This window comes from Streptomyces sp. Rer75 (assembly GCF_013414305.1).
GTDB classification, from domain to species: domain Bacteria; phylum Actinomycetota; class Actinomycetes; order Streptomycetales; family Streptomycetaceae; genus Streptomyces; species Streptomyces himastatinicus.
In genome coordinates this window covers 65044-90398 of sequence record NZ_CP058693.1, presented here as the reverse complement: position 1 = coordinate 90398, position 25355 = coordinate 65044, and the positions used below count along the sequence as shown (strand labels likewise).

24 protein-coding genes and 2 pseudogenes are annotated in these 25355 nt (G+C 66.3%); 15 read left to right on the top strand and 11 right to left on the bottom strand.

Going from position 1 to position 25355, the window contains the following annotated elements; all coding sequences use genetic code 11:
* The first annotated feature begins 532 nt into the window (after positions 1 to 532).
* The 3 genes from HYQ63_RS00380 to HYQ63_RS00370 all read left to right on the top strand — a co-directional run bounded on the left by HYQ63_RS00380 (position 533) and on the right by HYQ63_RS00370 (position 4725).
* Complete coding sequence (locus HYQ63_RS00380; RefSeq protein WP_179931976.1) at positions 533 to 1213, top strand: restriction endonuclease; 681 nt, start codon at positions 533 to 535, stop codon at positions 1211 to 1213.
* A 43-nt stretch (positions 1214 to 1256) separates the two neighbouring features.
* Entirely contained in the window at positions 1257 to 1970 is a 714-nt protein-coding gene (locus tag HYQ63_RS00375) for a restriction endonuclease (RefSeq protein WP_179931975.1), read from the top strand.
* Between the two features lie 724 nt (positions 1971 to 2694).
* On the top strand, positions 2695 to 4725 hold the full coding sequence (locus HYQ63_RS00370; RefSeq protein ID WP_179931974.1) for a hypothetical protein: 2031 nt from the start codon (positions 2695 to 2697) through the stop codon (positions 4723 to 4725).
* Between the two features lie 48 nt (positions 4726 to 4773).
* On the opposite strand, the gene HYQ63_RS00365 is transcribed toward HYQ63_RS00370, so the two are convergent.
* On the bottom strand, positions 4774 to 5409 hold the full coding sequence (locus HYQ63_RS00365; protein WP_179931973.1) for an SMI1/KNR4 family protein: 636 nt from the start codon (positions 5407 to 5409) through the stop codon (positions 4774 to 4776).
* Between the two features lie 355 nt (positions 5410 to 5764).
* Between HYQ63_RS00365 and HYQ63_RS00360 the strand changes: the two genes are divergently transcribed.
* Together HYQ63_RS00360 and HYQ63_RS44175 are read left to right on the top strand one after the other, a co-directional pair.
* A complete protein-coding gene (locus tag HYQ63_RS00360; protein WP_373688997.1) occupies positions 5765 to 6133 on the top strand; it encodes a hypothetical protein in 369 nt (122 codons plus the stop codon).
* A pseudogene (locus HYQ63_RS44175) lies at positions 6130 to 6654 on the top strand (hypothetical protein). The gene HYQ63_RS00360 and the pseudogene HYQ63_RS44175 overlap by 4 nt, the downstream one beginning before the upstream one ends.
* Positions 6655 to 6752: 98 nt before the next feature.
* Here the strand turns inward: HYQ63_RS44175 and HYQ63_RS45530 are convergent.
* A complete protein-coding gene (locus tag HYQ63_RS45530; RefSeq protein WP_306664799.1) occupies positions 6753 to 7193 on the bottom strand; it encodes a VOC family protein in 441 nt (146 codons plus the stop codon).
* 259 nt (positions 7194 to 7452) lie between these two features.
* On the opposite strand from HYQ63_RS45530, the gene HYQ63_RS45795 reads away from it, so the two are divergent.
* The gene (locus HYQ63_RS45795; protein ID WP_373688995.1) at positions 7453 to 7884 is read left to right on the top strand and encodes a DUF6283 family protein; all 432 of its coding nucleotides are present in this window, start codon (positions 7453 to 7455) and stop codon (positions 7882 to 7884) included.
* Between the two features lie 414 nt (positions 7885 to 8298).
* Here HYQ63_RS45795 and HYQ63_RS00350 read toward each other — a convergent pair whose 3' ends face one another.
* Complete coding sequence (locus HYQ63_RS00350) at positions 8299 to 8931, bottom strand: hypothetical protein (RefSeq protein WP_179931972.1); 633 nt, start codon at positions 8929 to 8931, stop codon at positions 8299 to 8301.
* A gap of 383 nt (positions 8932 to 9314) precedes the next feature.
* On the opposite strand from HYQ63_RS00350, the gene HYQ63_RS00345 reads away from it, so the two are divergent.
* Together HYQ63_RS00345 and HYQ63_RS00340 are read left to right on the top strand one after the other, a co-directional pair.
* Positions 9315 to 10157, top strand: a complete 843-nt coding sequence (locus tag HYQ63_RS00345) for a bifunctional 2-polyprenyl-6-hydroxyphenol methylase/3-demethylubiquinol 3-O-methyltransferase UbiG (RefSeq protein ID WP_257231496.1) — start codon at positions 9315 to 9317, stop codon at positions 10155 to 10157.
* A gap of 374 nt (positions 10158 to 10531) precedes the next feature.
* Positions 10532 to 10813: pseudogene (locus HYQ63_RS00340) on the top strand (restriction endonuclease); the annotation flags it as partial.
* Between the two features lie 152 nt (positions 10814 to 10965).
* Here the strand turns inward: HYQ63_RS00340 and HYQ63_RS00335 are convergent.
* Both HYQ63_RS00335 and HYQ63_RS45790 read right to left on the bottom strand, forming a co-directional pair.
* Entirely contained in the window at positions 10966 to 12288 is a 1323-nt protein-coding gene (locus HYQ63_RS00335) for a hypothetical protein (RefSeq protein WP_179931971.1), read from the bottom strand.
* A 196-nt stretch (positions 12289 to 12484) separates the two neighbouring features.
* Positions 12485 to 12949 (bottom strand): ATP-binding protein, encoded by a 465-nt coding sequence (locus tag HYQ63_RS45790; RefSeq protein ID WP_179931970.1) that lies wholly within the window; start codon positions 12947 to 12949, stop codon positions 12485 to 12487.
* A gap of 299 nt (positions 12950 to 13248) precedes the next feature.
* On the opposite strand from HYQ63_RS45790, the gene HYQ63_RS00325 reads away from it, so the two are divergent.
* Positions 13249 to 13485 carry a DUF397 domain-containing protein gene (locus tag HYQ63_RS00325; RefSeq protein WP_179931969.1) on the top strand — a complete coding sequence of 79 codons (237 nt, stop codon included), beginning with the start codon at positions 13249 to 13251 and terminating at the stop codon, positions 13483 to 13485.
* A gap of 94 nt (positions 13486 to 13579) precedes the next feature.
* Positions 13580 to 14515 (top strand): helix-turn-helix transcriptional regulator, encoded by a 936-nt coding sequence (locus HYQ63_RS00320; RefSeq protein ID WP_179931968.1) that lies wholly within the window; start codon positions 13580 to 13582, stop codon positions 14513 to 14515.
* Between the two features lie 19 nt (positions 14516 to 14534).
* Here HYQ63_RS00320 and HYQ63_RS00315 read toward each other — a convergent pair whose 3' ends face one another.
* The 6 genes from HYQ63_RS00315 to HYQ63_RS00290 form a co-directional block, all read right to left on the bottom strand.
* A complete protein-coding gene (locus HYQ63_RS00315; protein WP_179931966.1) occupies positions 14535 to 15350 on the bottom strand; it encodes an SAM-dependent methyltransferase in 816 nt (271 codons plus the stop codon).
* Positions 15351 to 15516: 166 nt separating this feature from the next.
* Entirely contained in the window at positions 15517 to 15990 is a 474-nt protein-coding gene (locus HYQ63_RS45785; protein ID WP_373688994.1) for a sigma factor-like helix-turn-helix DNA-binding protein, read from the bottom strand.
* Between the two features lie 52 nt (positions 15991 to 16042).
* Positions 16043 to 17152 (bottom strand): hypothetical protein, encoded by a 1110-nt coding sequence (locus HYQ63_RS00305; RefSeq protein ID WP_179931963.1) that lies wholly within the window; start codon positions 17150 to 17152, stop codon positions 16043 to 16045.
* Between the two features lie 138 nt (positions 17153 to 17290).
* Positions 17291 to 17515 carry a hypothetical protein gene (locus HYQ63_RS00300; protein ID WP_179931962.1) on the bottom strand — a complete coding sequence of 75 codons (225 nt, stop codon included), beginning with the start codon at positions 17513 to 17515 and terminating at the stop codon, positions 17291 to 17293.
* A 656-nt stretch (positions 17516 to 18171) separates the two neighbouring features.
* Entirely contained in the window at positions 18172 to 19143 is a 972-nt protein-coding gene (locus tag HYQ63_RS00295) for a hypothetical protein (RefSeq protein ID WP_257231495.1), read from the bottom strand.
* A 17-nt stretch (positions 19144 to 19160) separates the two neighbouring features.
* Positions 19161 to 19736: an RNA polymerase sigma factor gene (locus HYQ63_RS00290; RefSeq protein ID WP_179931961.1), complete on the bottom strand. Its 576-nt coding sequence runs from the start codon at positions 19734 to 19736 to the stop codon at positions 19161 to 19163.
* 1153 nt (positions 19737 to 20889) lie between these two features.
* Between HYQ63_RS00290 and HYQ63_RS00285 the strand changes: the two genes are divergently transcribed.
* From HYQ63_RS00285 to HYQ63_RS00270, 5 genes are all read left to right on the top strand, one after another.
* Positions 20890 to 21153 (top strand): helix-turn-helix transcriptional regulator, encoded by a 264-nt coding sequence (locus HYQ63_RS00285; protein WP_179931960.1) that lies wholly within the window; start codon positions 20890 to 20892, stop codon positions 21151 to 21153.
* 178 nt (positions 21154 to 21331) lie between these two features.
* Positions 21332 to 22207, top strand: a complete 876-nt coding sequence (locus HYQ63_RS45525; protein ID WP_179931959.1) for a DUF6083 domain-containing protein — start codon at positions 21332 to 21334, stop codon at positions 22205 to 22207.
* Entirely contained in the window at positions 22204 to 22779 is a 576-nt protein-coding gene (locus HYQ63_RS00275; protein ID WP_179931958.1) for an SLOG family protein, read from the top strand. The genes HYQ63_RS45525 and HYQ63_RS00275 overlap by 4 nt, the downstream gene beginning before the upstream one ends.
* Positions 22749 to 22883 carry a hypothetical protein gene (locus HYQ63_RS44160; protein ID WP_257232715.1) on the top strand — a complete coding sequence of 45 codons (135 nt, stop codon included), beginning with the start codon at positions 22749 to 22751 and terminating at the stop codon, positions 22881 to 22883. Before HYQ63_RS00275 ends, HYQ63_RS44160 begins: the two co-directional genes overlap by 31 nt.
* Complete coding sequence (locus HYQ63_RS00270) at positions 22880 to 25201, top strand: ATP-dependent RecD-like DNA helicase (RefSeq protein WP_179931957.1); 2322 nt, start codon at positions 22880 to 22882, stop codon at positions 25199 to 25201. Before HYQ63_RS44160 ends, HYQ63_RS00270 begins: the two co-directional genes overlap by 4 nt.
* Positions 25202 to 25355: the final 154 nt, after the last annotated feature.

Sequence of the window (25355 nt, the reverse complement as noted above, 5' to 3'; positions counted from 1 at the left end):
CGTTATTTTGCGCCGTTCGCGTTTTGTGCTCGATGACCGCAGGGGACGCCGTTCTCCCAGATCAAGTAGTGGCCATAGGTTGAATTTTCACTTTCTGCGGTTAGTGGACAAGCGGCGCAGTGATCCCGCCATGTTGCCCTTACCTGCAGGTGAGTGGCGTGCGCTCACGGAATTCGAACACAAGCTGTCTCTCCATCGGGTGGGTGACCTGTTTGGCCTCTGTGCATGTGGGATTCCTTGATCACCCAGCCGTTGTTGTCAGAGCCCGCTGCTACACCAATTCTCAGGACCTGGGCTGCACACGCGGCCCACCAAGGGGAGGGGAAGGCAGCATGCCACCGCAAGGGTTCCACGTCGTCCGCAGCCACATCCGACGCAACCCGCGACCGAGCGGGAAGAAGATGAGCGGCTGGACGATTGCCGCACTGATCGGGGGAGTCTGGCTATGGGGCCAAGTCTTCGGCTTCGGCGAGTCCAAGGCCGAACAGGCGCCTTCTCCTAAGCCCTCGGTATCCGCCCCGGCGGCACGCTGATGGCCCAGCGCTGGCCGCGGCTGCGCAAGCCTCGTGGCACGGGCGAGCACATCGCGGCCGGAGTCGTCGCCCTGGCGGCAGCGACCCTGCTGCTCCAGATGGCCCGCGCCGCGGGGGACGCGGTGGTCCGTGGATGGCCATTCCTCCTTATCCTGGCCGTCGGTGGCCTCGCCTACGGGTCGTGGCAAGTGCTTCGCGCAGCACGAGCGCGGCAGACCCGGGCCGAGAGGCTGGCGCTTCTGCGGGTCACACTTGCCGAAATCGACGCTATGGACGACGAGGAGTTCGAGTTCGCGCTGCGGGACCTGCTTATCCGTGACGGCTGGTCGGCCCGCAAGGTCGGCCGAAAAGGAGACCAGGCAGCCGACGTCATCGGCGACCATCCACAGCGCGGTCGGATCGTCGTGCAAGCCAAGCACACCCGCCTCGGCCGGAAGGTGGGGTCATCGGTGATGTACGCGGTGAAAGGGACGGCCGGGCCGGTCCATAAGGCCGATCACGCTGTCGTCGTCACCAACGGCGCCTTTACCCGGGATGCCATGACGTGGGGTGACCGGCACGGCATTCACTGGGTCGACCGGGAGAAGCTGCAGCGCTGGGCCGAGAGCGGCGCCGCCCTACACGAACTTCTCGGAGTCTCCGCGCGCTTTCGCCCGAATCGGTTCAAGCGCGCAGCGTGACCGGCGGAGGTCGTGATCATCTTTCATCACGTCTGGGGGTTTGGTGTTCGACGAAGACGGGTCGCTCGACCCGGTACTGAAGTTCCTGCTGTATGCAGTCCTCACGCTGGCCGCGGGCAAGATGCTCTGGGAGTGGCTCACCGAGGACGTCAGCCGGTGGATCACCGTTGACCTGTGGGGCCTGATAGCCGATCACCCGTGGTGGACCGGGCTCGTCGTCGCCAGCGGGCTGTCCGTGCTTCTCCTGCTCGGCAGGCTCCTGTCATTCCTGCTCGGTGCCGGCATCTACGTCGGCCCGGAGAACACGTTCGTCGATCCGTCTGACGACTCGGCCGACCCTGACGTGCTGACGTTCAAGATGAAGCAACTGTCCGTGATGAGCGCGACGGGCTTTGAACAGGCGTGCACCGATCTTCTGGCTCGTGACGGATTCCGGAGTCCGCGGCGGGTCGGCGGCGCCGGGGACCTCGGCGTGGACGTCACCGCCCGTGATGATGAAGACCGTCTCCTGATCCTGCAGTGCAAGCAGTACCAGAACCCAGTCGGATCAGGGCACGTGCAGAAGTTCAACGGGACAGCCCGCCTACACCACGGCGCCGACCTCCCCATCATGATCGCGCTCAACAGCTTCACCCAGCCGGCAATCGACTTCGCCCAGCACCACCAGCTCATCCTCATGGGCCGCCCGGAGCTGAAGAAATGGGCCCACGGACAACACCTCTACGACGTCCTCGGCATCCAGAACACGACATGGTGACCCCGACCGACCGACCGACCGACCGACCGCCAGCCCGCAGCCACACCCGAGGCAGCGGTGCACACACCGCTCTCTCAAGCGCCATGCACCCTCCGGCCTGCTGACTGCCTCGCACCACGAAGGGGCGGGCCCCTTCGCGCGAACCACTCGTTGCCGAAACAGCGTGTGAGGCTCGGCGCCTATGATGCGCATGATCTGCGGTTCTTCACAGACCCAGACAGGGACAGCAACACCATGCCCCCTTCAGCACGAGACGGACCAAGACGTTGGCCACGCGTCAAGCAACACGACGTGCCGGGGCATGGGCCCTGGTGAAACAAACTGACTCACCAGTCTTGCGGCCAGCCCGACCACCGCCGACGCGACCATGATATTCGGCCGGTGTCGGAACCCGACCCGCGCGCTGCTCACCCTGAAGATCGCGGGTCGATCAGCCCTCGGAGGGGCGGTCATCATCAGGTTCGAAGCCAGCCTGATTACCCAGGTTCCCCTCCTCCTCGCCCAGCCCTGACCCGGATGAAAGACCGTGCTGCTCGCTGAACCCTGTGCAGCCGTGTCCATGCACACATCAGGTACGAACCAACAGAAACACTCGTCTCATTCGACGCTCTTGCTCGTCGATCCCGAGCCCACGTAGACAGGGCGGCAGCGCGACAAAACAGACCTACGAAGCCGCGTCCCGGGGGCCACAACCGCATCGGGGCATCGGCGTGAGAGGAACCACGTGCGCGTATCCCGTTACCGAGCAAGAAGACCCTCCGCGGTCTTCCGCCGCATCGCCGCAGTCACCGCCACAGCCGCTCTGCTGCTGGGCTCGGGGGTAGCAACTGCAGCAGACAGCGATTTCAACCCCAACCCGGACCCGAACGCGCCTCCGTCGTCGAGGCCGGCCGCCGGGCCCGAGTCGCTGATCCAGGCCGGTAACCGCCCGGTCTCGGGCAAGAATCCGTCCGCGGGCCCAGACTTCGAGCAGGACGCGAAGAAGGTGTGGCAGGTCAACCGGACGATGGCCGTGCTGCGTAACACCGTCACCGACCCGGACGGAGACAAGGCGAACCTGACCTTCGAGGTCTACTCGGTCGGCGCCGACGGCAAGCCGGACAAGCAGGTCAAGATCGAAGACAACCAGTACGGCGTCAAGGTCTCACCCATGGTTGCCTCCGGGAAGCCTGCCGAGGTCACCGTGGATGCCAAGTGGCTTGCGCCTGGCAAGACCTACGCCTTCCACACCTCCGCCTACGACGGCGGCCTGTATGAGACCGACTGGTCGCCGTGGGCGACATTCCGCATCCGCGACCGTGTAGTGGATATCAAGCTGCCGGAACCAGACAAGGACGCTCCCGCGGTCGGCTTGGATGCCTACCAGGAGCCGCAAAAAGCGCAGCGGGACTACGACGATCCGAACGGCAGGAGCGGTCGGTCCACCTCGGATGAGAAGTGCTCGGACGTCGGCGACAACAAGGTCCTGTGCGCGGAGGTCGGCGAGGTCGGCGAACTGACCAAGGAACAGCAGGCGTCCGTGGAGAATCGCCTCCGCAGCACGCGGGACGAAGCTGATCTCGTCAAGTGGTGCAGCGATGTCCCATCGGATGCGGACTGGTTCAAGCGCACAGAAGCCTGCATGAAGAGGGCAACCCCCCTCTACGGGCACATGTACAGCAAGTTACCGGATGGGCAAACCATCCTGGTCGGCACCGCCACCTTCGCGTCCGTCATCCAGATCAAGCTGGATCCGCAGTCGACCACGTTCCAGCAGGAGTGGACGCTCCTCCCGGTCGATTTCGTCGACTGGGAGGGCAAGTCATCCGAGTGGGGCCCGCTGACTGTCATTCCGAAATTCTCCTGTGAGCCACAGTGCTCCACGAGCGGACCCACCTGGAGAGGGTTCCCGACGTGGACCACGACGGGAACCGACCTCCACCCTGCTGTTGCCACCTTCACCCACACCTCTTCGGGCACGAATACGAGTGACAAGTCCACGGTGAAGATGACGTGGAACTGGTCGATCAGGACCCCCGACACCACAGCGGAGCTGAACCAAGGTGACATGGGGACATCCACCCCGGACCTGGACGTCCGCTGCGACAAGGTCGCCGATCCGGCCAAGCCTGGCTGCGTGTTCCACAAGTACAAGCCCACGTGGGTAATGAACTTCAAGAAGACCCCGGCTGCGGTCGCCCACGCGTGGCTGATCCAGTCGAAGCTGCCCAACCACCCCGGCAGCATTGCCGCGGGCAAGCCGATGAAGTACCTGCCCAAGGCGGACAAGAACCAGCACAACCGGGACCCACAGAAGAACCGGGACGTGATCTGCCCATCGAGCTGGGCAGCCAAGAACGGGCATCCGGACACCACTGCTGTGACTGAGATCGCCCCGAACGACACGGCGTCGTGTGACGAGTTCGCGTACGCCGCCTCGTACAACAGCGGCGGCATGCCAAAGTCCTTGGGCGGACTGAACGAGGTCACCAGCGGAGACACGTGCGTGCAGACCTATGCCACCCGTGTGAAGCAAGGCGAGTGGCACCTGTACGACGATGAGCGCAAGGCTGGCCCCACGTGGCAGGAGGTCTGCGGGCGCTCCAGCATGTCCAGCTGGATCAACACCACTTCAATGGCCAGCTTCCCTGGCTCCTTCGCCGCCGCGGGCAAGTACCACCTGCTGGACACCGACGAGTACTGGGTCAAGTTCCCCGAGTTCGAACACTGCGACGCCAGCAAGGCAACCGTGAAGTGCACCGTCCCTAAGCCGTAAACGACCAGCTGGTGGTCCAGGGGCCCACGCGCTCCCGGGCCACCAGCCCTAACGAGGACCGTCGAGTTTGATCATCCCGTCGGGAAACAGCCGCGGATCCCTGGGATCAATCCAGGCCAGTCCCTGACTGCCGGTCAATACCGGCCAGTCGTGCCTGTCGTCCGTTCCATCCGGCCGGTGCAGACACCGGCCCTCCTCCAACGCCGCAGCAATCTCCTCCAGCCAGTCCACCAGCGGCCAACCCCCCCGCCCCAACGGGTACAGATCATCTCCACCGTCGACCGACCAATGCCCCAGGTCACCGTAGGAGGGCTCGCCCCTACGCGCGTCCACATACCAGCCGGACCAGGTGTCCCCAGCTCTCCGCGCGAACGGCAGAATGCCGACCTCCCGCTCCCAGTCCCGCGTATGCATCCAGTACTCATCCACCAGGTCAGCGAGCGGCAACATCGCCATGCCGGCCGGCAAAATCCCAGAACCATGGCCCTCATCGAAACCGTCATGGACCCGATACCAGGCCGCGAGCGTCGCCGGGAGCTCCACTCCCATGGCAACCTCCGCCGCAGCGATATCGGCTTCACCAACCGGAGGGCGCAGCAAATCAGCCGAAGCAACAGCGTGCTCACACAGCCACGTCTCGATCCGCCCCCAGGCCGCGGCCACCCGCTGCGTATCGCCACTCATGCTGAACACCCTATCGGCCGCAGGTCGCATGACCGAGGCCATCGACAGGTTACGGTCCTGGCCGAACCGTCACCTGCCGCCTGGACTACCGATGGTTGGACAACAAGCCAGCCTTCCACGACCACGTCCACCACATCCTTCCGCACGACACATCCTTTGGCCCGTCACCGAGCTCGCCGACAGTCCAGGAGGACACCAACCCCTCACGAAGCTGGGAACCACAGCCACCGGCACCGAGCCCTCACCGCGGGTCGGTCCGTCGCAGGTACCGCCGACCTCGCCCTGCTCCGCCACCACACCCCGCCCCCTTGGAGCACGTAATGCTGGACGTCGAAGCTGCGCCATAGTTGTCTGCATGTCCGCCATGCCTGCTGCCGAGCCGTCGCCGTCCGCTGCCGAGGTGCTGCGGGAGCGGTACGCCAGCAGGCTGCCCGACTCGTTCGACGAGCTGGCCGGGCCGACGCAGGGCACCGTGCAGTTGCCGCTGCACATGGCCTGGTCGGGGCTGACAGGGTTCGACCTCGACCGGCCACGGTCGCGGATGAGCATGTACCGCACCGTGCTGGCCGAAGGACAGCACGACGACCTCACCACCCTGCTGAATCGGGACCTCCTGGTCGCCCAGTGGCCCGTGCTGCGCACGCTGATCAGCCGCGCCATCCGCGACGTATGGGAAGCCGCTGTCCCCGAGCTGGCCGCCGCCCGCCCGGCAGCCGCAGCGTGAACCTCAGTGACCTGCACCGCCGGTTCTCTCCAACATCCCATACCCGCTGGTCATCACCGGTGTATACGCAGTGCAGGCCTACGGTCCAGTCGACCGGCTCAGCCAAGCAGGTGCGCGAGATCGGCGTCGCCCCGCTCTCCGGCCGCCTCGTCGTCACCGACCCCGCCAGCGGCGAGGAGTGCGAGGACCGAGTACGGTCCCGTCCTCGCTCTCGATGACGTCATCGGCACCACGGTCCGGGCTCTGGCCGACCGCGGGGCCGTCCGCGACCTCATCGACGTCCACGCCGCCTCGCGCCGCCACACCACAGCCGAACTCGAAACGCTCGGCCACCGCCCGCCCGGGACGAGTTCAGTCAGGAGGACCTCCAGGTCCGCCTGGGCGGCGCGGAGTGGTACGAGGACGAGGAATTCATCGCCTACGGCCTCAGCGATGCGGACACGGCCACCCTGCGCCCCTGGGTCCGAGATTGGTGCGACGACCTCACCCAGCGGCTGCACGAGCACCCCACCGACGACTGACTCACCGCAGCACCCCACCGATCTTCACTTCAGAATCAGGGTTGTCGAATGGTCGGCGAAGTACTGCTGCACTTCGTCGAACGAGGCGGCCAAGGGCGTCAGGCTGCGTAGAGCTCGATCATCCGCCCGTCCGGATCTTTCACCACATGCCGTCCGGAAGCCAGCGGCGGGGTGAGGGTCTGGCCATCGACGGTGAAGCCCAGCCGGGCGCTGCTGGCGGGCCGTTTGGCGGTGGCGGGGTACAGCTCGATCACCATGCCGTCGGGAAGGGTGGTGGAGTAGTGGACCGGGCCGCTGCCGTGCTGCTCACGGACGAAGGGCAGGCCCAGGGCTGTGTAGAACTCGCGGCTTTCCTCCAGGTGGTCGGTGTAGAGGACCATGAGTGCGATGCGGGCGGTCGCGGTGGCCGTAGGGGACACAGGAGCTCCATGGGTCGGTGGGGTGGGGACGGAGGCCCGCGCCATCGCCGCCGAGGTGTCCGCCGTCCAGACCGAGGCGGCGATCTCGGTGTTCGCGTGCTCATCCAGTGCGGCATACAAGCGCTCTTGCGGGGACCGGGCAGCAGTGTCACGCGGACCTGCCCGGCCCGGTCTCGCAGGTCCAGATCGCGTGGAAACGGCTGACCGACGAGGTCGTTTTACTCCCGAGGTGACCGAGCTGAACAGGCGCTGCCGCTCACCTTTCGGCAGAGCTCTTGCGCGTGCTGGACTGCGGCACTTTCCAGCACAGATCCCGAGGCTGCGCCACGACAACCGCCATCGGGCGGCCCCGCTGGTGCATTCGGACCATACTGAGGTCATGTCCTCTTCGCTCCGTCCGCCTGCGCCGCGCCCTTGCGACAGTTGTCCCTACCGGCGCGATGTTCCCTCGGGGGTCTGGGCACACGAGGAGTACGACAAACTCCGTCGCTACGACGCTCCCACCCCTGACCAGCCACCGGCGCTGTTCCAATGCCACCAGGCCGATCTTGACAGCGACGCACGTCGCATCTGTGCCGGCTGGGCCGGATGCCACGGGAGACATTTGCTGGCACTGCGGATAGCCGTGCTCGACGGCCACATTGAGGCGTCGACCTACCAAGCGGCGGCCGAGTACGTCTCCCCAGTACCGCTGTTCACCTCTGGCGGTGAAGCTGCCGCCCATGGGCAATCGGATATCGACCAGCCCAACGAGGAAGCCAGTCGCTTGAGGGCCAAGATCTCCCGGGCACGCGGAGACCTTCGCACCTGATACTCCTACTGCGTGAGAGCCGCCCTCCTGCTCGATCGGGACGCTATCGCACGCACATGGTGGTGCGAGGCTTGGCGCCGTACGGACTGCCGGAGCCCGTGGTCCACGAGATCGTCAACCTGAACAAGGCGATCACGCATGGCCGGACACGCTGCGTGTGACCCGTTCCCTGGCGACCGAGCGAGCGCGGTCCTACGACCTGCCACGGACCTTCGACCGCGATGGACACAACACGCCTCCAGGCCAGACGTTCGCCGACCATCGTTCGCCAGTCCACGAGGCAACACCCCGTCGGCGCGGTGCCGGTTCAGCAGCCGGACCGCTGCCCATAGGACGACATGGCCCAGGAGCCGTCGGCACCGACCTCAAGGCCGCCAGCCTGCTCGAGATCGGCGACGACACCGTCACCGCGGTTCAGCGGTCCGAGCCCGCAGCCTGCTGCTCTGCCGACTTGTCCGGTGCGGCAGCTCCAGCGGCCTCCGGGGCGGTGTAGAAGACGGACGCGCCTTGCTTGGTGCGCTGGGCCTGGTTCTTGGCCACGAGGTTTTCGAGCGTGGTGCGCACGACGGTGGTCTTGACGTTGCGCTCGGGGTGCTGCTTGTCCAGCGCGGCGGTGATTTCGGCTGCGGAGCGAGGCTCGCCCTGGCCTGTCAGGTGCTCGCGCACCAGGTCGACGAGGGTGGGCTGGGCCGATGGTACGGCGGATGCCTCGGGCGTGTTCTTCTTGCGGGTCTGCTTGGGGGCCGGGGTGGCGGACTTCTTTGCCCGGGGCTGCTTGTCGGCCTTCGAGGCGGCAGTCTTCTTCTTGCGGGGCGCGGGCACTGCTGCGGTGGACTCGGATACAGCGGGTGCTGCCGAGGTTCCGAGGGCCTGCTGGATGTTCACCAGGACGGTGTGGTCCTGCTCCAGAGCGGCCAACTGTGCTTTCAGCGCTTCGATTTCACCGCTAATTCGTTCCTGTTCCTTGAGGTTGTGCTTGAGGTCATCAGCCACCTGCGTGCTGTACTGCGAGGTCAACTGGGTGGGCGGAGCAGTGGTTTTCGACATGTGTTTACGTCCCTTTCTGGGCGCCACGGCCGACGGGGGCGAAGCTCGCGGCGTGTACGAATCTCATGCGTGTGCTGTCAGGGTCTGCTGCCACGTGTGCGGGAGCAGGTACTACTCCCGCACGGCAATGTCGTAGTGATAGTACGGAAAGGGCATGTGTTTTGCTCTGCCGTGTGACGCAGCCGCAGCGGATCCGAAGTCTGGTGACGGTCACCGCGCACCTGCGATGTCATACCGGTAGGGAGCCAGGCGGTGCTGACGGGGCAGCTCTTCGGTGTTTCGCGGGACGATTCCGACGTAGGGTGTGGCCTACTCACTGCTGTACAGCTGGCCCGCTGCGGAGGTTGTCTTCTCTCCGAAGCTCGCCCCCTTGTGAAGCTGGGATGGGAACCACAGCCCGCCGGCGCCGGGACACCGAGTTCCTCACCACGGGTAGGTCCGTCGTAAGGATCGCCGACCTCGCCCTGCTCCGCCGCTACGCGCCCTGCCCCTGTGACCCCGCCCCCTTGGAGCACGTAATGCTGGACATCGAAGTGCAGACCGCCGATGCCTGGACCAGGTACGGCGCGCACCACGCCACTCGGGGAACCGACGTCCCCGAAGTCGACAGGCTGGCGTGGGGCTACTGGCCCGCGGGTCCCGACGAAGAGATCCTCGGCGACCTGACCGGCCTCCGCGTACTGGACCTCGGATCCGGCATCAGCAAGTACGCGGCCCACCTCGCCCGCCGCGGTGTCCAGGTCGATGCTGTCGAGGCATCCCCCTCGCAGCACCAGCGCGCAGTCGCCCGTTACGGCGGGCTGCCCGGGCTCCGGCTGATCTGCGCCGACGCTGTGGACCACCTCAAGCAAACGGAGCCCTACCACGTCATCTACTCCATCCACGCCGTCCCCTACATCGACCCCCACCGACTGCTGCCCGCCCTGACCCTGGCACTCCGTCCCAACGGCCGCCTTGTCTTCTCAGCCCTGCACACCAACTCCACCGGGACGGGGCCCTCCACCGCGATCGCCGTGCGGCCCGAGGTCCTCACCCTGCCTGGCGCCGAGCCGATGTCGGTAGGGATGTGGGTGCTCACCCCCCAACCTCTGGACGTACCTCCTCACCGAGCACGGCCTCGTCGCCGATCAGATCGATGTCCTCACCGATCCCGATGGCGACACCCCGCTGTCCTGCACGCTTATCCAGGCCCGCCGCCCCTTGCCCCCTCCACTCGAACGCCGTAGCTGACCGGCAGGCCGACCGTGACACGATCGCCCAGCACACTGCTGTGCCGTGCGAATGGCTTATCCCGTGGCCGTGGGCAGTCCCTCGCCCCTGCTGTCCCTGCTCGTGATCTTCACCCACCCGGACACGAGTCCCTCGGTGCCAACCGAGCGACACTGTGGTGCATGGGAAGACGGCTTGATGCTGGCTCTTCCGCAAGAGGAGCCGGAGCTGCGCTTGAGCGAAGAGTGGCGGCGTCTCAGCACGGTTCATCGACCGCCTCCTGACCGCGGTCCGCGCCCGATAGCGGGCTGCGGGTCGTCACTGCGGTACGAGCCAACTTCTTCGGGGATCCGGCCAGCCACCGGCCCCTCGCCGATGCGCGACCCGGCGTGTCGGCGGGGCCGGTGACCTCGGCGCCGACGTCGTTGCCTGGAATCAGAGCGGCGGCAAAATCGTGCTGCAGTGCAAGCAGTATGCGCGATCGGTCGGATCCAAAGAGGTCCAGACATTCAACGGCACTGCCCGGCCAGAGCACGGCGCCAAAACGGCGGTCATCGTCGCCTTAGCGGATTCATCACGCCCGCATCCAACTTCGCGGCCCGCCACGACATCACGCTCATCGGGCAGCAGGCGTTGGACAGCTGGGCACAAGGCGAGCACCCGCACTCCGTGATCGGGCAAGAGCGCTTCGCCGCTTAACGGAAGATACGGGCCAGCTCTGGGGCGCCAGCAATCCGGTGCCACGCATCAGGTCGCTTCCCGGAGGCAGTGTGTCCCCGGTCCGGATGCCGTTGCCGGGGACCGGGGACGACAGCGGCCGGAGGTTCAGCGGTGGGGGTAGGCGATGAGCCCGAGGGCGAGTTTCCCACTGCCGGTCGGAGCCGTGAAGAAGCCGTGTCCAGCGACGTCTGCGGCGGGGACGATAGCGCCGGATGGGAGAGGCTTGGGCGTTCCTGTGTCCAGTGACACCTGCACCTGAGGGCTGGGCTCGGAGGTGTCTGTGGGGACGGACGCTCCGTAGGCGACGCCGTTGTCATCCACTGTGGTCAGCTCAATGGGGTTGCGCTCGTCCGTGCCCTCGAAGCAGTACCCCTTCTTGCGCTCGAGGTCGAAGGCGCCGGTGCCGACAACGAGGTACCGGCCGTTCGCGGATACAGACGGGGTGTACAGCTTGGGGTTGGCTGTCCCCGTACCTTCAGGAGGAGAGCACTGCATAGTGACGAGCGCCTTGCCGGAACGGGAGTCGTGGACGACCCACCGCGAATCGTCGGCAGAAAGGTCCTTCCAGGTGCCGACGACATAGTCCTCCGTGACAGCGATCGCGTTCGCGTACCGGTCCCGGTACTCGGCCGGAACAGTGTCAGCTCCTTCCCACGCACCGAGAACCTGATAGCCGGTGGCAGGAGTGCTGGTGACCAAGCCGCGGTCAACCGTCGCGAACGCGTCACCCTCTTCGTCACACAGGTCGCATGACTCGTACGACTTGATGCGCCCTGTGGTGACGTTGACGGCTTCAACGCTGTCGGTCTCACGGACCACTACTCCGGATCCATCGGCGTTGATGCCATCAGGCTCTCCGAGTACAGGGACATCGGCAGTCTTCAACGGGGCAACGTTCTGCCCTGAGGCGTCAGCGCGGTAGGAGACGACCTCAACAACCTCCCGTTTACGACTGAGTTCGTCCTTTTGCTTCTCCCCGTAGGCATAGGCCACGACGTACTCGGCACCGCCACTTGTGATCACGCTGAGCTTCGGCGGCTCGGCCTCGCCGGTCTCCGTATCGCTCTCCTCCGGCACCGGTGGTGTCCATGGCCTGCTGCGCCAGCGCAGCTTCCCCGTCTTCGCGTCCCGGGCCTTGAGTACATATCCCTGGCCAGTGCTGTCGAGGTAGGTCACAAGGTTGCTGCGGGGGGCCGAGGCCAGCGGCACAGTGCCATCGAGTCCGCCGGCGGCGACCGGTTCCTGCCAGCCTTGCGAGTTGTCGTACGTCGAGGGCACGCTGATCCGTGCGGTTTCATCAGCCGGTTGGTCACCGCCAGTGCCGTGCCTGGAGTCATCCTTCGACCCCTCGCCGCCACCGCTGCATGCTGACAAAGCACAAGCCAGCAGCACAGCCGACGCAACCTTCACGACCCTCACGATGTACATCCCCCTCCAAGGACAAGAAGCGGCACCGCTCTCTTGCGTCCCCTTGCAACGTTGATCAGATCAACAGCAGGCTATCAATCGGGCGGACACTGGCTCGAGTTGTCGGCGGCGGGCTGCTGTCTGTGGCCGAAGTGTCCGCCCGTCTTGCCCGTCGGTGCCCTTGGTGCGGTCTTCGCCGTACCCGGATGAGTGGCGATCACCATCCTTCAAGTTTGGGTGTGCCGCAACCATTTCCAGCCCCTGTGGTGACTCCGGCGATGGTGATGGGCACAAGTGCCCAGACCGTCTTGCCAGTGTTGCCGTGGAGTGAGTACCCCCAGTCGTGGCTGAGTTCGTCGATGATGAGAAGTCCGCGCCCCCCTGTGTCATGGGCAGTGGTCGCCCGGGGGAGGGGTGGGTGGCGGCTGGGGTCCTGTACGGCACAGATGATCGTGTGAGCGGTGTTCATCAACCCAAGCCATCCATGGCAGCCGGCTTGATGCGAGAGGGCGTGGCGCACTGCGTTGGCCACAAGCTCGCTGACCACCAGTGTGGTGTCTTCGACGCAAGAATGTTGGCCCCACTGGGCGAGAGTGCGGTGCGTAAAGCGTCGAATGGGTAGCAGGCTGGCAGGGTTTGAGCTGAAGCGGCGGGCTGAGAAGTGGGGCACTCCCAGCCCCATGGCCAGCCCCCAGTCGAGGGGGGCGGAGCTGGGACGGGGGAGGCGCGGAGCGTTGCTGCGGGGAGCCAACTTTTCCTCTTCGGCGTTGAACCGGCCGCGTCCGCGGCCTTAACGGGAACACTCTTTCGGGGGACTTCGCGAAGGGGCTGGTGACGCTAGTATTCCCAGCATCCCGCCCTTCGTGCAATTGCATGTGAGTTCTCGCGAGTGCGATAAATCTGTGCCGGTACTGCCCTTCGGGCGCTTCCGGCGCGCCCCTGGAAGGCGGGTATTCGAACAGCACGGCGAAAGAGGTCACGATGGAGCGCTTCGTCAACGGCATCCCGGCCAGTTCGATCACAGGCGCAAAATGGATCAAGAGTACCTGTAGCAACGCGGCAGGCGCGTGCGTGGAGCTGACTGAATTGCCTGATGGAGACGTAGCGGTACGTAATTCGCGCCACCCGGAGGGGCCCGCGCTGGTCTACACGCGGGCCGAACTCGCGGCGTTTGTCACGGGCGCCAAGAGCGGTGATTTCGATCATATGACCGCCTGAGGCAGGTATAGAACAAGGAAGGTTGCGGCGGACAGGCAGACACCATCCTGAGATAGTGATGGGCACCGCCAGTGCACCAGGAGCAGGAGTCTGCATGTCCGCCGATCATCCGGACCGACCGTTGACCGCCGGGGCTCTCCCATTGCCTCGCCAGGGCGAGAAACCGGTCGCTGCCGGCAAGGTGCTGGGAGCGTACCTGCGGAGGCTGCGCAGGGAACAGGGCCTAGCGATCAAGGATGCAGCGCCGGTGATCCGGGCATCTGTTTCCAAGATCAGCCGCATGGAGCGAGGAGAAAACCCGCCCCGGGAACGAGACGTCCTCGACCTCGTCGACCATTACGGGGTCCAGGACCCCAAGCAAGTCGAGGCGGTCCGGGAACTGCTGCGACAGGCCACAGCCAAGGCGTGGTACGACGAGTACGCCGATGTGACACCAGGCTGGCTCAAGCGCCTGATCGGCCTGGAAGACTCGGCCACTGAGATCCGCACTTACGAAGTCAGCGTCGTACCGGGCCTGCTGCAGACTCCCAGCTACGCAAGAGCGATCGTCACATCCGGTCTGCCCAACGCCAGCGAAACCGAGGTCAGGCGACGCGTCGATCTGCGGATGACCCGCCAGAGACTTTTGCAAGGTGGCGGCAGACCACAGCTGGTGGCACTGCTCGACGAAGCCATCCTGCGTCGGCCCGTGGGCAGTGCGGACGTCATGGTTGAACAGCTCGAGTATCTGCTGCACGCAGCAGAGCGTAGCGGGATCACAATCCGCGTCGTGCGGTTCATGAAGGGAGCCAAGATTGCCCCCAGTACTCCGGTGACCTACCTGAAATTTGCTCCGGGAGGCCCCTCAGAGCTCGTTTATCTCGAGCAGGCAGCTGGTGCCACCTACATCAGCAAGAAGAGCGGCGTCGAGAGCTACCGTTACGTGCTCTCCGAGCTCTGGGGGGCAGCCGCGTCCCGGAAGGAGACCATGGAACTTCTCCACGCAGCCATAAGGGAGTACGCGGCCCACGCTTTTCGGCAGCGGAGTTGAGCACTCCACCGTCCGGACGTCAGGGGAGACGTGCGACTCCGCCGTACTCTTCCCACTCGAAGGTGCGCTGCCGCGGGGCTACGTCGGAGTCCGGCCGCCAGGCGGAAACCTCGACCAGCCCTGGAGTAAGAAGTTCCAAACCGTCGAAGTAGGCCTGCACCTCGCTCTTCTCCCTGACGCGGCCCCAGTTGTCGTCAGTGGTCTGCCGCATGAACTCGGTGGCCGCCTGCCGGGTAGCCGCACTGTCACTGACGAGCTGACAGATGACCACGAAGCTGCCCGAGGCCAGCTTCTCGGTAACACGCCGCACTATGCACCCCGGCTCGTGGGAGTCAGGGATGCGGTGCAACCCCGAGACGAACAACGCAGCCACCGGGGCCTTGCGGTCGATGAGTCCAGCGACCTCCGGACGGTCGAAAATGCGGTCCGCATCCGTCAAATCCGCCCGCACGAAGCAAGTCTCGTCGTTCTCATCCAGCAAGGTCCGGCCATGAGCAAGAACAATCGGGTCACTGTCGGCGTAGACGACCCGTGAACTGCGGTCGATGCTCTGGGCGACCTGGTGCACGTTGTTCCCAGTGGGTAGCCCGCAACCAAAGTCGATGAACTGACGCACCCCATACTCCAGAGCAAGGACGCGGACCACCCGCTGGAGGAACAGTCTGTTGTTCCGGGCCAGGGCACACGTGCTGGGAGCGATCTCTAACAGATCCCGACAAGCTTTGCGGTCAGAAGGGAAATTGTCTGTCCCTCCCAGATACCAGTCGTACATGCGAGCGATGCTTGGCGTGTTGATGTCAATGGAGTGAGCAATGGGATTCTCCCAGTGATCCATCCGACCCCCCTCGCCTCCTGCACACGGAGGCCGCTTGGCAGCAAGGAGGCCCATGCTAGAGACGATGGCAGTCCGGCGCCCACCCCCCTAAAGGAAGGACCCCCAGACGGCTGACGGGGACTGGACATGGAGGGGAGTAATTGCTCGCCTCACTTTCCCCAAGCCATCAGCCGCGCATGCTCCCCGCCTCCGGTAGACGAAGGACACTGGAAAGACTTTGCGGCAGACAGCGCTCAGCCATGAGCAGATGAGCCGCCAGCGCTGACGGATCGATCCCCATGAGATCTGCGGCCTCGATCAGCGTCATACCCAGCCGATAGTGCAGCAACACCGCGTCAGCCTGCTCAGCAGGCAGCGCGCCGTACAGTTCCCCCGCACTGTCCGCGGTGCCGGGCCCACCCTGACCAGCCGCAGTAACACACCGGCCCAGCAGGCGCCAGGAATACGCCGCAGGGCGAGTCGCACTGCCCAGAATCGTGGGCCACCGACACGCCAGATGCCCGAAAGCGGCCCCCACCGCCCCAACTGCTCTGTCACCGATCCGGAGGCGTGCGTAGCGCAGATAGTGCTCGCGATACAGCTGGCGGAACCCGGTGTACCCCTGTGCAAGGGCGTCCGTGGACCACCCCGGCTGAGCCATGACACCTCCCTCCTGACATAACGGCGCCCAACTGCTCACTGCAGGCTGCGCCTTACGAAGACGCTGCATCGAAGTCGGTGTCCATCTCAGTACCAGGCAGTCCCGAACGGGGCAGTCCGCCCGTGGGAAAAACGTCCCGAGACGCGAGGAACGCGTAGTGCAGGTCCTCCCACAGCGGCCTGATGGCTGACGCGTCCCCGCCCATCCCGGCAACCAGCTTCTCGACCGTCCACCAATCAGGAACGAGGTCACCATCAAGCACCTCCTGGACAAGCTCAGGGGCCAAGGACTCTCCACCGCTCTTGCTCAGACGCCGCAGATCAGGACCGTCCGCCGCCAGATACAGCCCACGCAGCGCGGCCTGCAGCCGTCCCGCCGCACCGGTCACCGACTGGCGCGACGGGGGACAGACTCCCTGAGCTCGCTCCCACAGAAATCGCAGCTCCCCGGCATTGCCCCCGAAGATCGTGGCCAGCATGTACACCACCGGCCAGGCCGGCAGGCGAGTGCCGTTAAGGACCCGCCAGACGTAAGACGGCGACAAGTCGGCCTGATGGGCGGCTTCCTGGAGAGTCACCGAGCTCTTGCGTTGCAGGCAGGAAAGCGCAGCCGCCAGCTGACGCCGCGCACGCCCGATCCCGGTGTCTTCTTGGGCGGACGACCGCCCCAAGGACGCGCCCAGAGCTCCCGGCTGTCCCTGCGCAGGCTCCGTCGGTGCGGTCCAGTGCTGATCACGGCGGGCGAGCAGCCGCTTCACCTTTTGCTCATTCCACCTGATCCTCGCCGTCTCGACGCTGACCCCTGCAGCCTCGGCCACCGCAGCCCACCCGGTACCGTCTGCCCGCGCATCCTGTACCGCAGCTGCCACATAGCAGGACACATTCCTCGCCAACCGGTCGGCGTGCGCCAGCAGATCAGGCAAGGGGACCTTCTCCCGTTCGGCTTCGGCCAGCCGCGCGGCCAAGACCAAAGCGTCATCGGCGACCTGCCGCCCCCAGGGAAACGCTGCAGCTGGCGTGGCCTTGGCCTCACCATCACGCAGCCGCTGCGCCCGACGCCGGCAGGCTTTCTCGCAGTAGTCCCTCTTGCGGCCCGGCCCTGTCCGCTGCCGGAAACGGCGTCCGCACAGCACACACCGCGCGTAGACATCCGAAGCACCCATTTGTTTCTCCCCTTCCTCCGGGGTACCTGCCCATCCGCCCGGAACAGAAAATCCCCGACGAATCCGGCATACCGTCGTCAGTGTGGGCGGGCGCCTGCTCCGGTAAGGCTCGGCCTTCCAGGACAGGCGCCCGGTATCTCAGAGGAAGCGAATCCGCAGGTAGCGAACGCTTGAATGGCCAGCCGCCGCCGCCACTGCCCCCAACGGGACAGCCCATGCAGGCAGATGGCCGAATCCCGTCGTGGTCACCCAGATCACGATGACCACCAAAATCGCAGCCCGCAGACGCAGCGTGACATGCCAGGCAACCAGCCCGCTGCTTTGCCAAGACGAAAGCGGCAGCCTGCTACCTTCGCTGAGCATCGAGGCGGTCCCACGGACTCCTCGGATAATTCGGTCGAGCACTAGCTGAATCCTCTTGTTCGATCGGAATAGCCCCAGGGTGGACCTAACCCACCCTGGGGCGACTGTATGCGGGGCCTTGCGCCCCGCTCGAAACCCCAACTTACAGTCGGCCGCACAACCGTTGCGGGCGTGCAAATTATCGGTTGACGCGGTCCGTAAGTCGCCGCCGTCCGCAGGTGATCAGATTCTGAGGGAAGTCGAAAGAATTCGCAGGGTGAGCGATCCCTGCCGAGCCGACGATCCTTAAAGCACGAAAAACAATGGCCAGGAAGTGGCTTCTGCTGACGGCGCTACCGCCATTCCGGTATGGAGGCCCAGATGTGCAGATTTTCACTCTTGTGGGCTACAGAGATGCACGTGAAGATGCAACAGGTTTGGCTCGTTGACTCCGGCTCTCGCTGCTGAGTCAGGACGAGAGGACCGCCTCAAAGGGGCGCGTGCGCACAGAAGTTGCGCTCTTCCGGGGGCAGCAGCATGCCACCACCCCCTCGGGCGGAGGGGCAAAAGGCGAGAAGTCGCGGAAGTCAACTGCTGCAGTGGGCAGAACTCTGTTCGAAGACATACCGGGTGTCGCCGATCGGCCCACCAAGACGTGCGGCCGCACACTCTCGCCCTCAGGCCTTGGCGGGGATGACGCTGTCGTCTGGTTCTGCTGCGATGACGAGGACTCCGTGTTCTCCGCCGACCGGCAGCGACGCCCGCCGGATCAGTGCCTCCCATCCGTCAGGCCAGATGGTGGCAGCGTCCCAGCGGATGCCTTCCAGGAGCACGCCGTCCAGGTTGGCGTGGCGGAGATCGGCCCCGACGAAGTCATTGCTGATCTTCTCCACCTCGGCAACAGCCCGGGACAGGGCCATCGCCCGCGTGCTGGCGTGCTCCAGGTCGTCGTAGAGATCTTGCGCGACTGCTTCGGCTCCAAGAAGGTACCCGGCAGCAGCGTCATCGATTGCCGTGAACAGAGGAGCGAATTCTTCGTCCATCACCTGCCGGACTCGTTCCACATCGTAGAAGAGCTGCTCCGCGGGACGGGCGAGACGGACCTCGACGGCCGCGAGGTAGTCGGTCCCCGTCAGCTCCACAGGCCGCCGCCGAGGCGCGGGCAGCAACAGCACCTCCGCGAACCGTGCATCGAGCTGCTCGACCACCTCACGTGCTCTATCGGCAGGCTGCTGCGACGCCTCCAGCATCTCGCTCAACCTCTCGAGAAGCCGCAGCGCGGTCCGCAAGGCGTCCACCAGATCCCTGGGCCAGTACGCACGAGCGATCTGCATGGCATCGCGGCGGTACTTCAGCCGCACCGGCGCGGGACGGCTGGCCAACGCGCCGTTATCGGGCCGCGGGGCTTCCTGACCACCCTTATCCGCGGGATCGACGTGTGTTGCCTGGCTCAGCCGGGCGGTAATCGCGCGCCCGGCTGTGCGGTGAGCAGCAGCCAGCAGCCGGTCCAACGCCAGATCCGGATCACGCAGCTCGGGCACGCCTCCCTGCGCCATGAGCCGGTCATGTACAGCGATGCCGACTTGTCCGTGAGCGGAAGCCAGCAGCACATCGAGCGAGTCGCTTGAACGCCCGTCCGCCGCGTGCACGGACCGGTTGTCCCTCATCATTCCCCTCCCGGCTCTTTACTGCCGCCGCCGCACAGACCGAGCCCTGCCTTCAACGCAGCTCGTGCCCTGGCGAGGTTCTGGCGGACCGCAGCCTGCGTAGTGCCCATCGCACGAGCGCTCTCCTCAGTGGCGAAACCATCCAGGTGCCAGGCCATCGCAGCCCGCTGCTTAGCCGGCAACTGCAGCAGCAAAGCGATGACACGGCGCTCCTCCTCACCGATCTCCACCGCATGGGCGGGAGTTTGCCACCGCACCACCCCCTGGGGCTCAGGCGGCTCCGCACACGCATCCTCGGGCTTGACCTGCTGACGCAACCAAGACCGCGTCGCCACCGTGCGCAGCCACGCCTTCGGATAGGCGATCGACACACCAGGCGCGCACATCTGAGTGAAGGCATCCTGAGCAGCATCCTGTGCCTCCGGCCAGGACGCCCCCTGAAGCAGCAGGAAGCGCACCAGGGCCGGGAACTGCCCGTGATGCAGCTCCTCCGCCAGCTGCCGACCCGGAAGAGCTACTGCGGTGGCCTCCAGCGGTCCGGCCATAGGCAGTTCAACGTCGACCGCATCCTCCATCGCAGCCACCCCCGATCAGAGAAGACGGCGCCGCAGCCCAAACGAGGTGGCCTTGTCCCGACTCCTGCATCGCCCCCTTGGAGGTAGCGGAGCTGACCCGCTTGGTCAGCCCTGCATCGGCGATACGCGCCAGCTCCACCTGTTTCTCCATCCAGCGGTGAGCGATCTTCACTGCACCGCTCACCAAGCTGACGAGCACGGACGCCACCGCCCCGACCAACACCGGATCCACTGTGCTTGTCTCCTTTCCTCTCCCCAGGGCCGCACCCGACGGGCGGCCATGCAACAGTGCTTGAGAATCGTCGAGTTGTGACATCTCGCTGGTCAGAGGGGGCACGTACTCCAGAAGGGCCCTGGCGAGGTACCCCCGGACCAGCCTGTTCAGGTCACTGAGTTATGCGGGGTATCCATCCCAGTTGTGCGCCAGGGGGTCGGGCCACAACGGGCCATCCTCCAGCAAGTCATAGCCGTACAAGGCCACTTCGCGGCAAGGCGCCGTGCCGTACTCCCGGCCGGGCAGGGAAGCGTCGGATTCCGCTCTGGGCTCCAGCTCGGAGTGGTGGGGGAGAGGGGCGGGCTGATGCGCAGGTTCGGGGACCGCGGCCGCGTACTCGGTAGCCGCAGCGCAGGCACGGCACGTGTCGGCCAGCCGCCAGTGGTGGCCGCCGCGGTTACGCGAGAGGAGGAGAACGAGGCTGCCATCGCAACCCCGGTGACGCGGGTGCCACTGGCAGGCGTGCTCACCGCACTGGCAGGTCCGCAGGTGATACGCGAGTGGCTCGTTGCGGGCGTGGTGTGCCAAGTGGGCCACCACGGTCGCGCGGACTGCCGCAGGTTCGGTGTCGACGGGAGTGGGGTCGCAGTGCGGGCACAGCAGGACCCGGCCCCGCGCATGCGGTCGGATTTCTACCGTCCAGGTGCGCCGTACTGGGCGGGTGGTCGTGCCGAGCCCCATCGGTGGTCATCCTCCGTGCCGTGCTTGGTCTGGCTGCCGGCCGCGTTCGTCGTTCGTCGCCTCTGCCTTCGGGTGGTGAGCGGGTCGGCGGCGGCACAGTAGTGCAGACCTCTGCCCTACCTCGGGTGACCGACACCAACAGAAATAGGGCAGAGGTCTGCACTGACAGGGCAGGGGTCTGCACCGTGCGATAGGCGAGTGACGATCTTCCCGCCCGACCCCAACCTCGACGAGCTCCGCCTCGAGCTCTCCCGGCTGCGGGCCGCGCGCGGATGGAGCTACGACGAACTCGCAGCCCACAGCGGCCTATCCCGCCGCACCCTCATCGAAATCGAGCAGGGCCGCACCATCGGCAGCATCGCCACCTGGCACGCCCTCGCCCACGCCCTCGGCGCCCCCATCGACCAGCTCCTGGGCACCCTCTGCGAAGGGCACGAACCGCCCGCCCCGCCAGCTACCTGACCCCACCGTCCTCCCGGGCGGGCCCTCCAGGCTGAGCAAACGCCACCACCCGAACTGACGACAGTCCTCGAACTAACGACCATCAAGGGAACGTGAGTACGGGGCACTGCGGCCACGCGGGGGACACCGGCGGCTGCGCTGCAGCCCCTGCGGCGTGTCGCCTGTCAGGTTCCCGGCCATGCACTCCACGAGCACCCCCGCCGCCGGTGATCTGGCATGGGACGGCAGCCCAAAGCACCGCTGCCCGCCACGCTTTCTGCGCGTCGCCCCGGACAGCCCCACCCGCCTCCTGCGCATCGCCCAACAAGGTCGGTGCACCGCATGCGGAAACCGCATCGAGTGGTACGAACGCACCGGCGGCCACAACCCCGTCCCGCTCCACCCCCACGAACTCCCCACCGCCGCCGTACCCCCACACCAGCGCTGGCACATCAACTCCGGCCTCGCCCACCCCGCCGGCGACGGCTCACCCTGGTGCCGCGTCCGCCACCGCGCCCTGTGCCCCGCCACCCCCGCACCGCCCGGCAACAGCCTGCTGGACAGCCTGCGCCGAAGCCTGGCCCTCAACACCCGGCGCCTGCACGACACCGGCCGCTTCACCCCACCCCCACGCCCCGACCCACCACCCACCAACCCCCCGACACCGGATGCCCGACCGGTCGTGCAACTCCTGTACCTGCGCTACCTCGCCCCCGGACCACTCGAACACATCCCCTGCGTAGCCCAGACCCGCAACCGCCACCGCTGCCCCCACCCCATCCTCGCCCCCGACGCCCTCCCCGGCACCTGGACCCTCGCCCCACTCCACCCCGACCACAACCCCGGCCACCTCCCACTCCCCGAACTGTGGCTCGCCCTCTACGACCTCACCCACCTGCCCTACAGCGAACAACTGCGCTGGCGCGCCCAACGCTGCACCACCCACGCCACCACCCCGGACGCAGCCGACATCGCCCGCACCAGCTGGGAACCCTTCAACCCCCACACCCACCACCAGCACATCCAGCACCACCTACCTGGCCCGCCACCCCCCACCCACAGCGGCAGCAGATGACCGACTCCGCTTCCCGCGTGCTGATCTGCGGCAGCCGCCGCTGGCCCTGGCCCGACACCATCACCACCCTCCTCGACCGCGCCGCCACCCGCCACGAAAACGACCTCGTCATCATCGAAACCGCCAGCACCGGCGCCGCAAGCGCCGCCCACCACTGGTGCACCCACCACGACCTGCCCGCCTGGCGCCACCGCTGCTACCCCCTCACCCCAGCACCCGGCCGCCGCTCCCGCACCCGCTACTGGAGCGAAGCCGAACGCAACCAGCGCATCCTCCACGACGAAGGCCCCCGCCTGGTCATCGCCTTCCACGAAAACTTCCACCCCGACCACCAGGGCAGCACCGCCGACATGTGCCGCCGAGCCCTCACCCACCACATCCCCGTCTGGCTCGTGCCCACCGCCGACCCCGACACAGGCCTGTGGCTGCAGCCCAGCCACTACACCGACCCTCACATGCGACGCCTCGACCAGCATCGAACACCACAGGCCACCCCGCCCGCGGCCCCCGAGACCGACCTCGCCCAGACAGAGGTACAGCCGTGCCCCGTCACACCCCCGGCATCACCCTGACCCACCGCACCACCACCCCGGCGTCCCTCGCGGTGACCAGCCACATCCCGCTCACCACCACCCGCCTCACCCCGGCTCACACCCAGAGAAGACACCTCCCGTGACCCCGCTGCCCAGCCCACCACCACCCCGCGACCGCCTCGACGGAGTCGTCGACCACCTCGTCCACGTCACCTACGACCACCACACCGTGCTCCGCCTGACCATCGCCGACGACACACCCAGCCCCCAGACCATCACCGCGGTCGGCAAGGCACTGTTCGGCACACAACCGGGGGAGAGCCTGCGCCTGACCGGAACCTGGATCCACCACCCCCGCTACGGGCGCCAGTTCAAGACCGAGACGTGCGAGCGAACCCTGCCCGCCACCAGACGCGCGACCCGCCTCTACCTCGCCTCCGGACTGATCCACGGCATCGGCGAAACACTGGCCACCGCAATCGTCGACCAGTTCGGCGACCAGACCCTCCACATCATCGACACCGAACCCCAGCGCCTCCTGGAAGTCCACGGCATCGGCCCCACCCGCCTGAACCGCATCACCCAAGCCTGGCAAACCCAGAAAGCCATCGCAGAGATCATGGTCTTCCTCCAAGGCCTAGGCATCTCCGCCCACCTGGCCGTGAAGATCCACCAGACCTACACCGACGCCGACCAAAACCCCATGCAGATCGTCCGCCAAACCCCCTACCAACTGTGCCGCGACATCCACGGCATCGGCTTCGACACCGCCGACCGCATCGCCCTCGCCGTCGGCACCCCCAAACACAGCGACCAACGCCTCCAAGCAGCCCTCCTCCACACCCTCACCCAAGCCCGCACCCGAGGCGACTGCCACCTCCCCGAACGCACCCTCCTCGCCCGCACCCGCCACCTCCTCACCGACGACGACCCCACCACCACAGACATCCTCGAAGACCCCATCCTCCGCCACGCCCTGGACGCCCTCCGCGCCGCCGGCGACACCGTCATCGAAACCCTCCCCACACCCATCCTCGAAGACGCCGACGTCTTCCACGCCACCACCGCCGTCAGCCTCACCTCCATGTACCGCGCCGAGACCGGACTAGCCGAAGACATCCTCCGCCTACACCACGCCCACCCCGCCCTGGCCAAGCACACCGACTGGACCAGCCTCCTGGCCCAGACTGCCCCCAAGGACCTGACCGAAGAGCAGCAGCAAGCCGTCCTGACCGCGCTCACCACACCGGTGTCGATCCTGACCGGAGGACCAGGCTGCGGCAAAACCCACACCCTGCGCACCCTCGTCATGCTCGCCGCCACAGCAGGCATCACCATCGCGCTGGCCGCCCCCACCGGCAAAGCCGCTAAGCGCATGGAGGAGGCCACCGGACAGCCAGCCACGACCGTCCACCGCCTGATCAACACGCCGCCCGACGCGTCCGCCCACCCTGACAACCACACGAGACTGGATGCCACCGACCTCATCGTCGTCGATGAAGCCTCCATGCTCGACGTCCAACTCGCCGCCCGACTCACCGCCGCCATCCGCACCGGCTGCCATCTGCTCCTGGTCGGCGACACCGACCAACTCCCCAGCGTCGGCCCCGGCCGCGTCCTACGCGACCTCCTCGCAGTCCCCGACATTCCCCGCACCCAGCTCACCCGCATCTTCCGCCAAGACGATGGCAGCGCAGCAATCATCGACAACGCCCACCGCATCCTCCGTGGCCTGCCACCCCAGCCCGCCGACCGCGTGTTCGGCTGCCGCCCCCTCGAAAACCCAGAGACCATCGCCGAACACGTGGTGGAACTGGTCGCCAACCAAATCCCGCACCACTTCAACACCGCCCTCGAGGACATCCAAGTCCTCTGCCCAGCCCGGCGCCACGCAACCGGCACCCTCGCCCTCAACGCCCGCCTGCAGGCCCGCCTCAACCCGCCCGCACCCGACAAGCCTCAGCACCACCACGAAGGACACATCTTCCGCCTCGGCGACCGCGTCCTGCAGATCCGCAACCAACCCCACCGCGGAACCAACGGCGTCTACAACGGATCCACCGGAACCATCACCGCCATCGACATCGACACCCACCAACTCACCGTCACCCTCACCGACGGCGAACCCGTCCCCTACCACTTCACCGACCTCGACGAACTCCTCCACGCCTACGCCCTGACCGTCCACCGCTCCCAAGGCAGCGAATACCCCTACGTCGTCATCCCCATGACCACCTCCGCCGGCCAACTCCTCCAACGCAACCTGCTCTACACCGCCATCACCCGAGCCCGCCAAGGCGTCATGCTCATCAGCCAGCCCTCCGCCGTCCACCAGGCCCTCACCAACACCCACACGCGACGCCGCTTCACCGCACTCGAACACCGAATCCACCACCAAACCACCGCCACCCCTCCCCGCTCTCGCTCCAACCACCCTCTTGGACAACTTGCTCTGAGCTAGGCCGTGTTGCTAAAGAAGGCTGGTGAGCCAGGGACGCACCCCAGACTTAGCCGTCGAGCAGCGCCATTCCCGGTACGGGCCATGCCTCCTGCCTGCGACGGTGTAGCTGTGCGGCGTCCGTCTCGCTACGTAAACTGTTGGCTCGTGTGCCTGT

Bases quoted from the DNA above. Each gene is read 5' to 3' on its own strand.
- HYQ63_RS00380 (WP_179931976.1), top strand. From the start codon at position 533: ATGGCCCAGCGCTGGCCGCGGCTGCGCAAGCCTCGTGGCACGGGCGAG.
- HYQ63_RS00365 (WP_179931973.1), bottom strand. From the start codon at position 5,409: ATGAGTGGCGATACGCAGCGGGTGGCCGCGGCCTGGGGGCGGATCGAG.
- HYQ63_RS00360 (WP_373688997.1), top strand. From the start codon at position 5,765: ATGTCCGCCATGCCTGCTGCCGAGCCGTCGCCGTCCGCTGCCGAGGTG.
- HYQ63_RS45795 (WP_373688995.1), top strand. From the start codon at position 7,453: ATGTCCTCTTCGCTCCGTCCGCCTGCGCCGCGCCCTTGCGACAGTTGT.
- HYQ63_RS00350 (WP_179931972.1), bottom strand. From the start codon at position 8,931: ATGTCGAAAACCACTGCTCCGCCCACCCAGTTGACCTCGCAGTACAGC.
- HYQ63_RS00345 (WP_257231496.1), top strand. From the start codon at position 9,315: ATGGGAACCACAGCCCGCCGGCGCCGGGACACCGAGTTCCTCACCACG.
- HYQ63_RS00335 (WP_179931971.1), bottom strand. From the start codon at position 12,288: ATGTACATCGTGAGGGTCGTGAAGGTTGCGTCGGCTGTGCTGCTGGCT.
- HYQ63_RS45790 (WP_179931970.1), bottom strand. From the start codon at position 12,949: ATGGGGCTGGGAGTGCCCCACTTCTCAGCCCGCCGCTTCAGCTCAAAC.
- HYQ63_RS00325 (WP_179931969.1), top strand. From the start codon at position 13,249: ATGGAGCGCTTCGTCAACGGCATCCCGGCCAGTTCGATCACAGGCGCA.
- HYQ63_RS00320 (WP_179931968.1), top strand. From the start codon at position 13,580: ATGTCCGCCGATCATCCGGACCGACCGTTGACCGCCGGGGCTCTCCCA.
- HYQ63_RS00315 (WP_179931966.1), bottom strand. From the start codon at position 15,350: ATGGATCACTGGGAGAATCCCATTGCTCACTCCATTGACATCAACACG.
- HYQ63_RS45785 (WP_373688994.1), bottom strand. From the start codon at position 15,990: ATGGCTCAGCCGGGGTGGTCCACGGACGCCCTTGCACAGGGGTACACC.
- HYQ63_RS00305 (WP_179931963.1), bottom strand. From the start codon at position 17,152: ATGGGTGCTTCGGATGTCTACGCGCGGTGTGTGCTGTGCGGACGCCGT.
- HYQ63_RS00300 (WP_179931962.1), bottom strand. From the start codon at position 17,515: ATGCTCAGCGAAGGTAGCAGGCTGCCGCTTTCGTCTTGGCAAAGCAGC.
- HYQ63_RS00290 (WP_179931961.1), bottom strand. From the start codon at position 19,736: ATGGAGGATGCGGTCGACGTTGAACTGCCTATGGCCGGACCGCTGGAG.
- HYQ63_RS45525 (WP_179931959.1), top strand. From the start codon at position 21,332: ATGCACTCCACGAGCACCCCCGCCGCCGGTGATCTGGCATGGGACGGC.
- HYQ63_RS00275 (WP_179931958.1), top strand. From the start codon at position 22,204: ATGACCGACTCCGCTTCCCGCGTGCTGATCTGCGGCAGCCGCCGCTGG.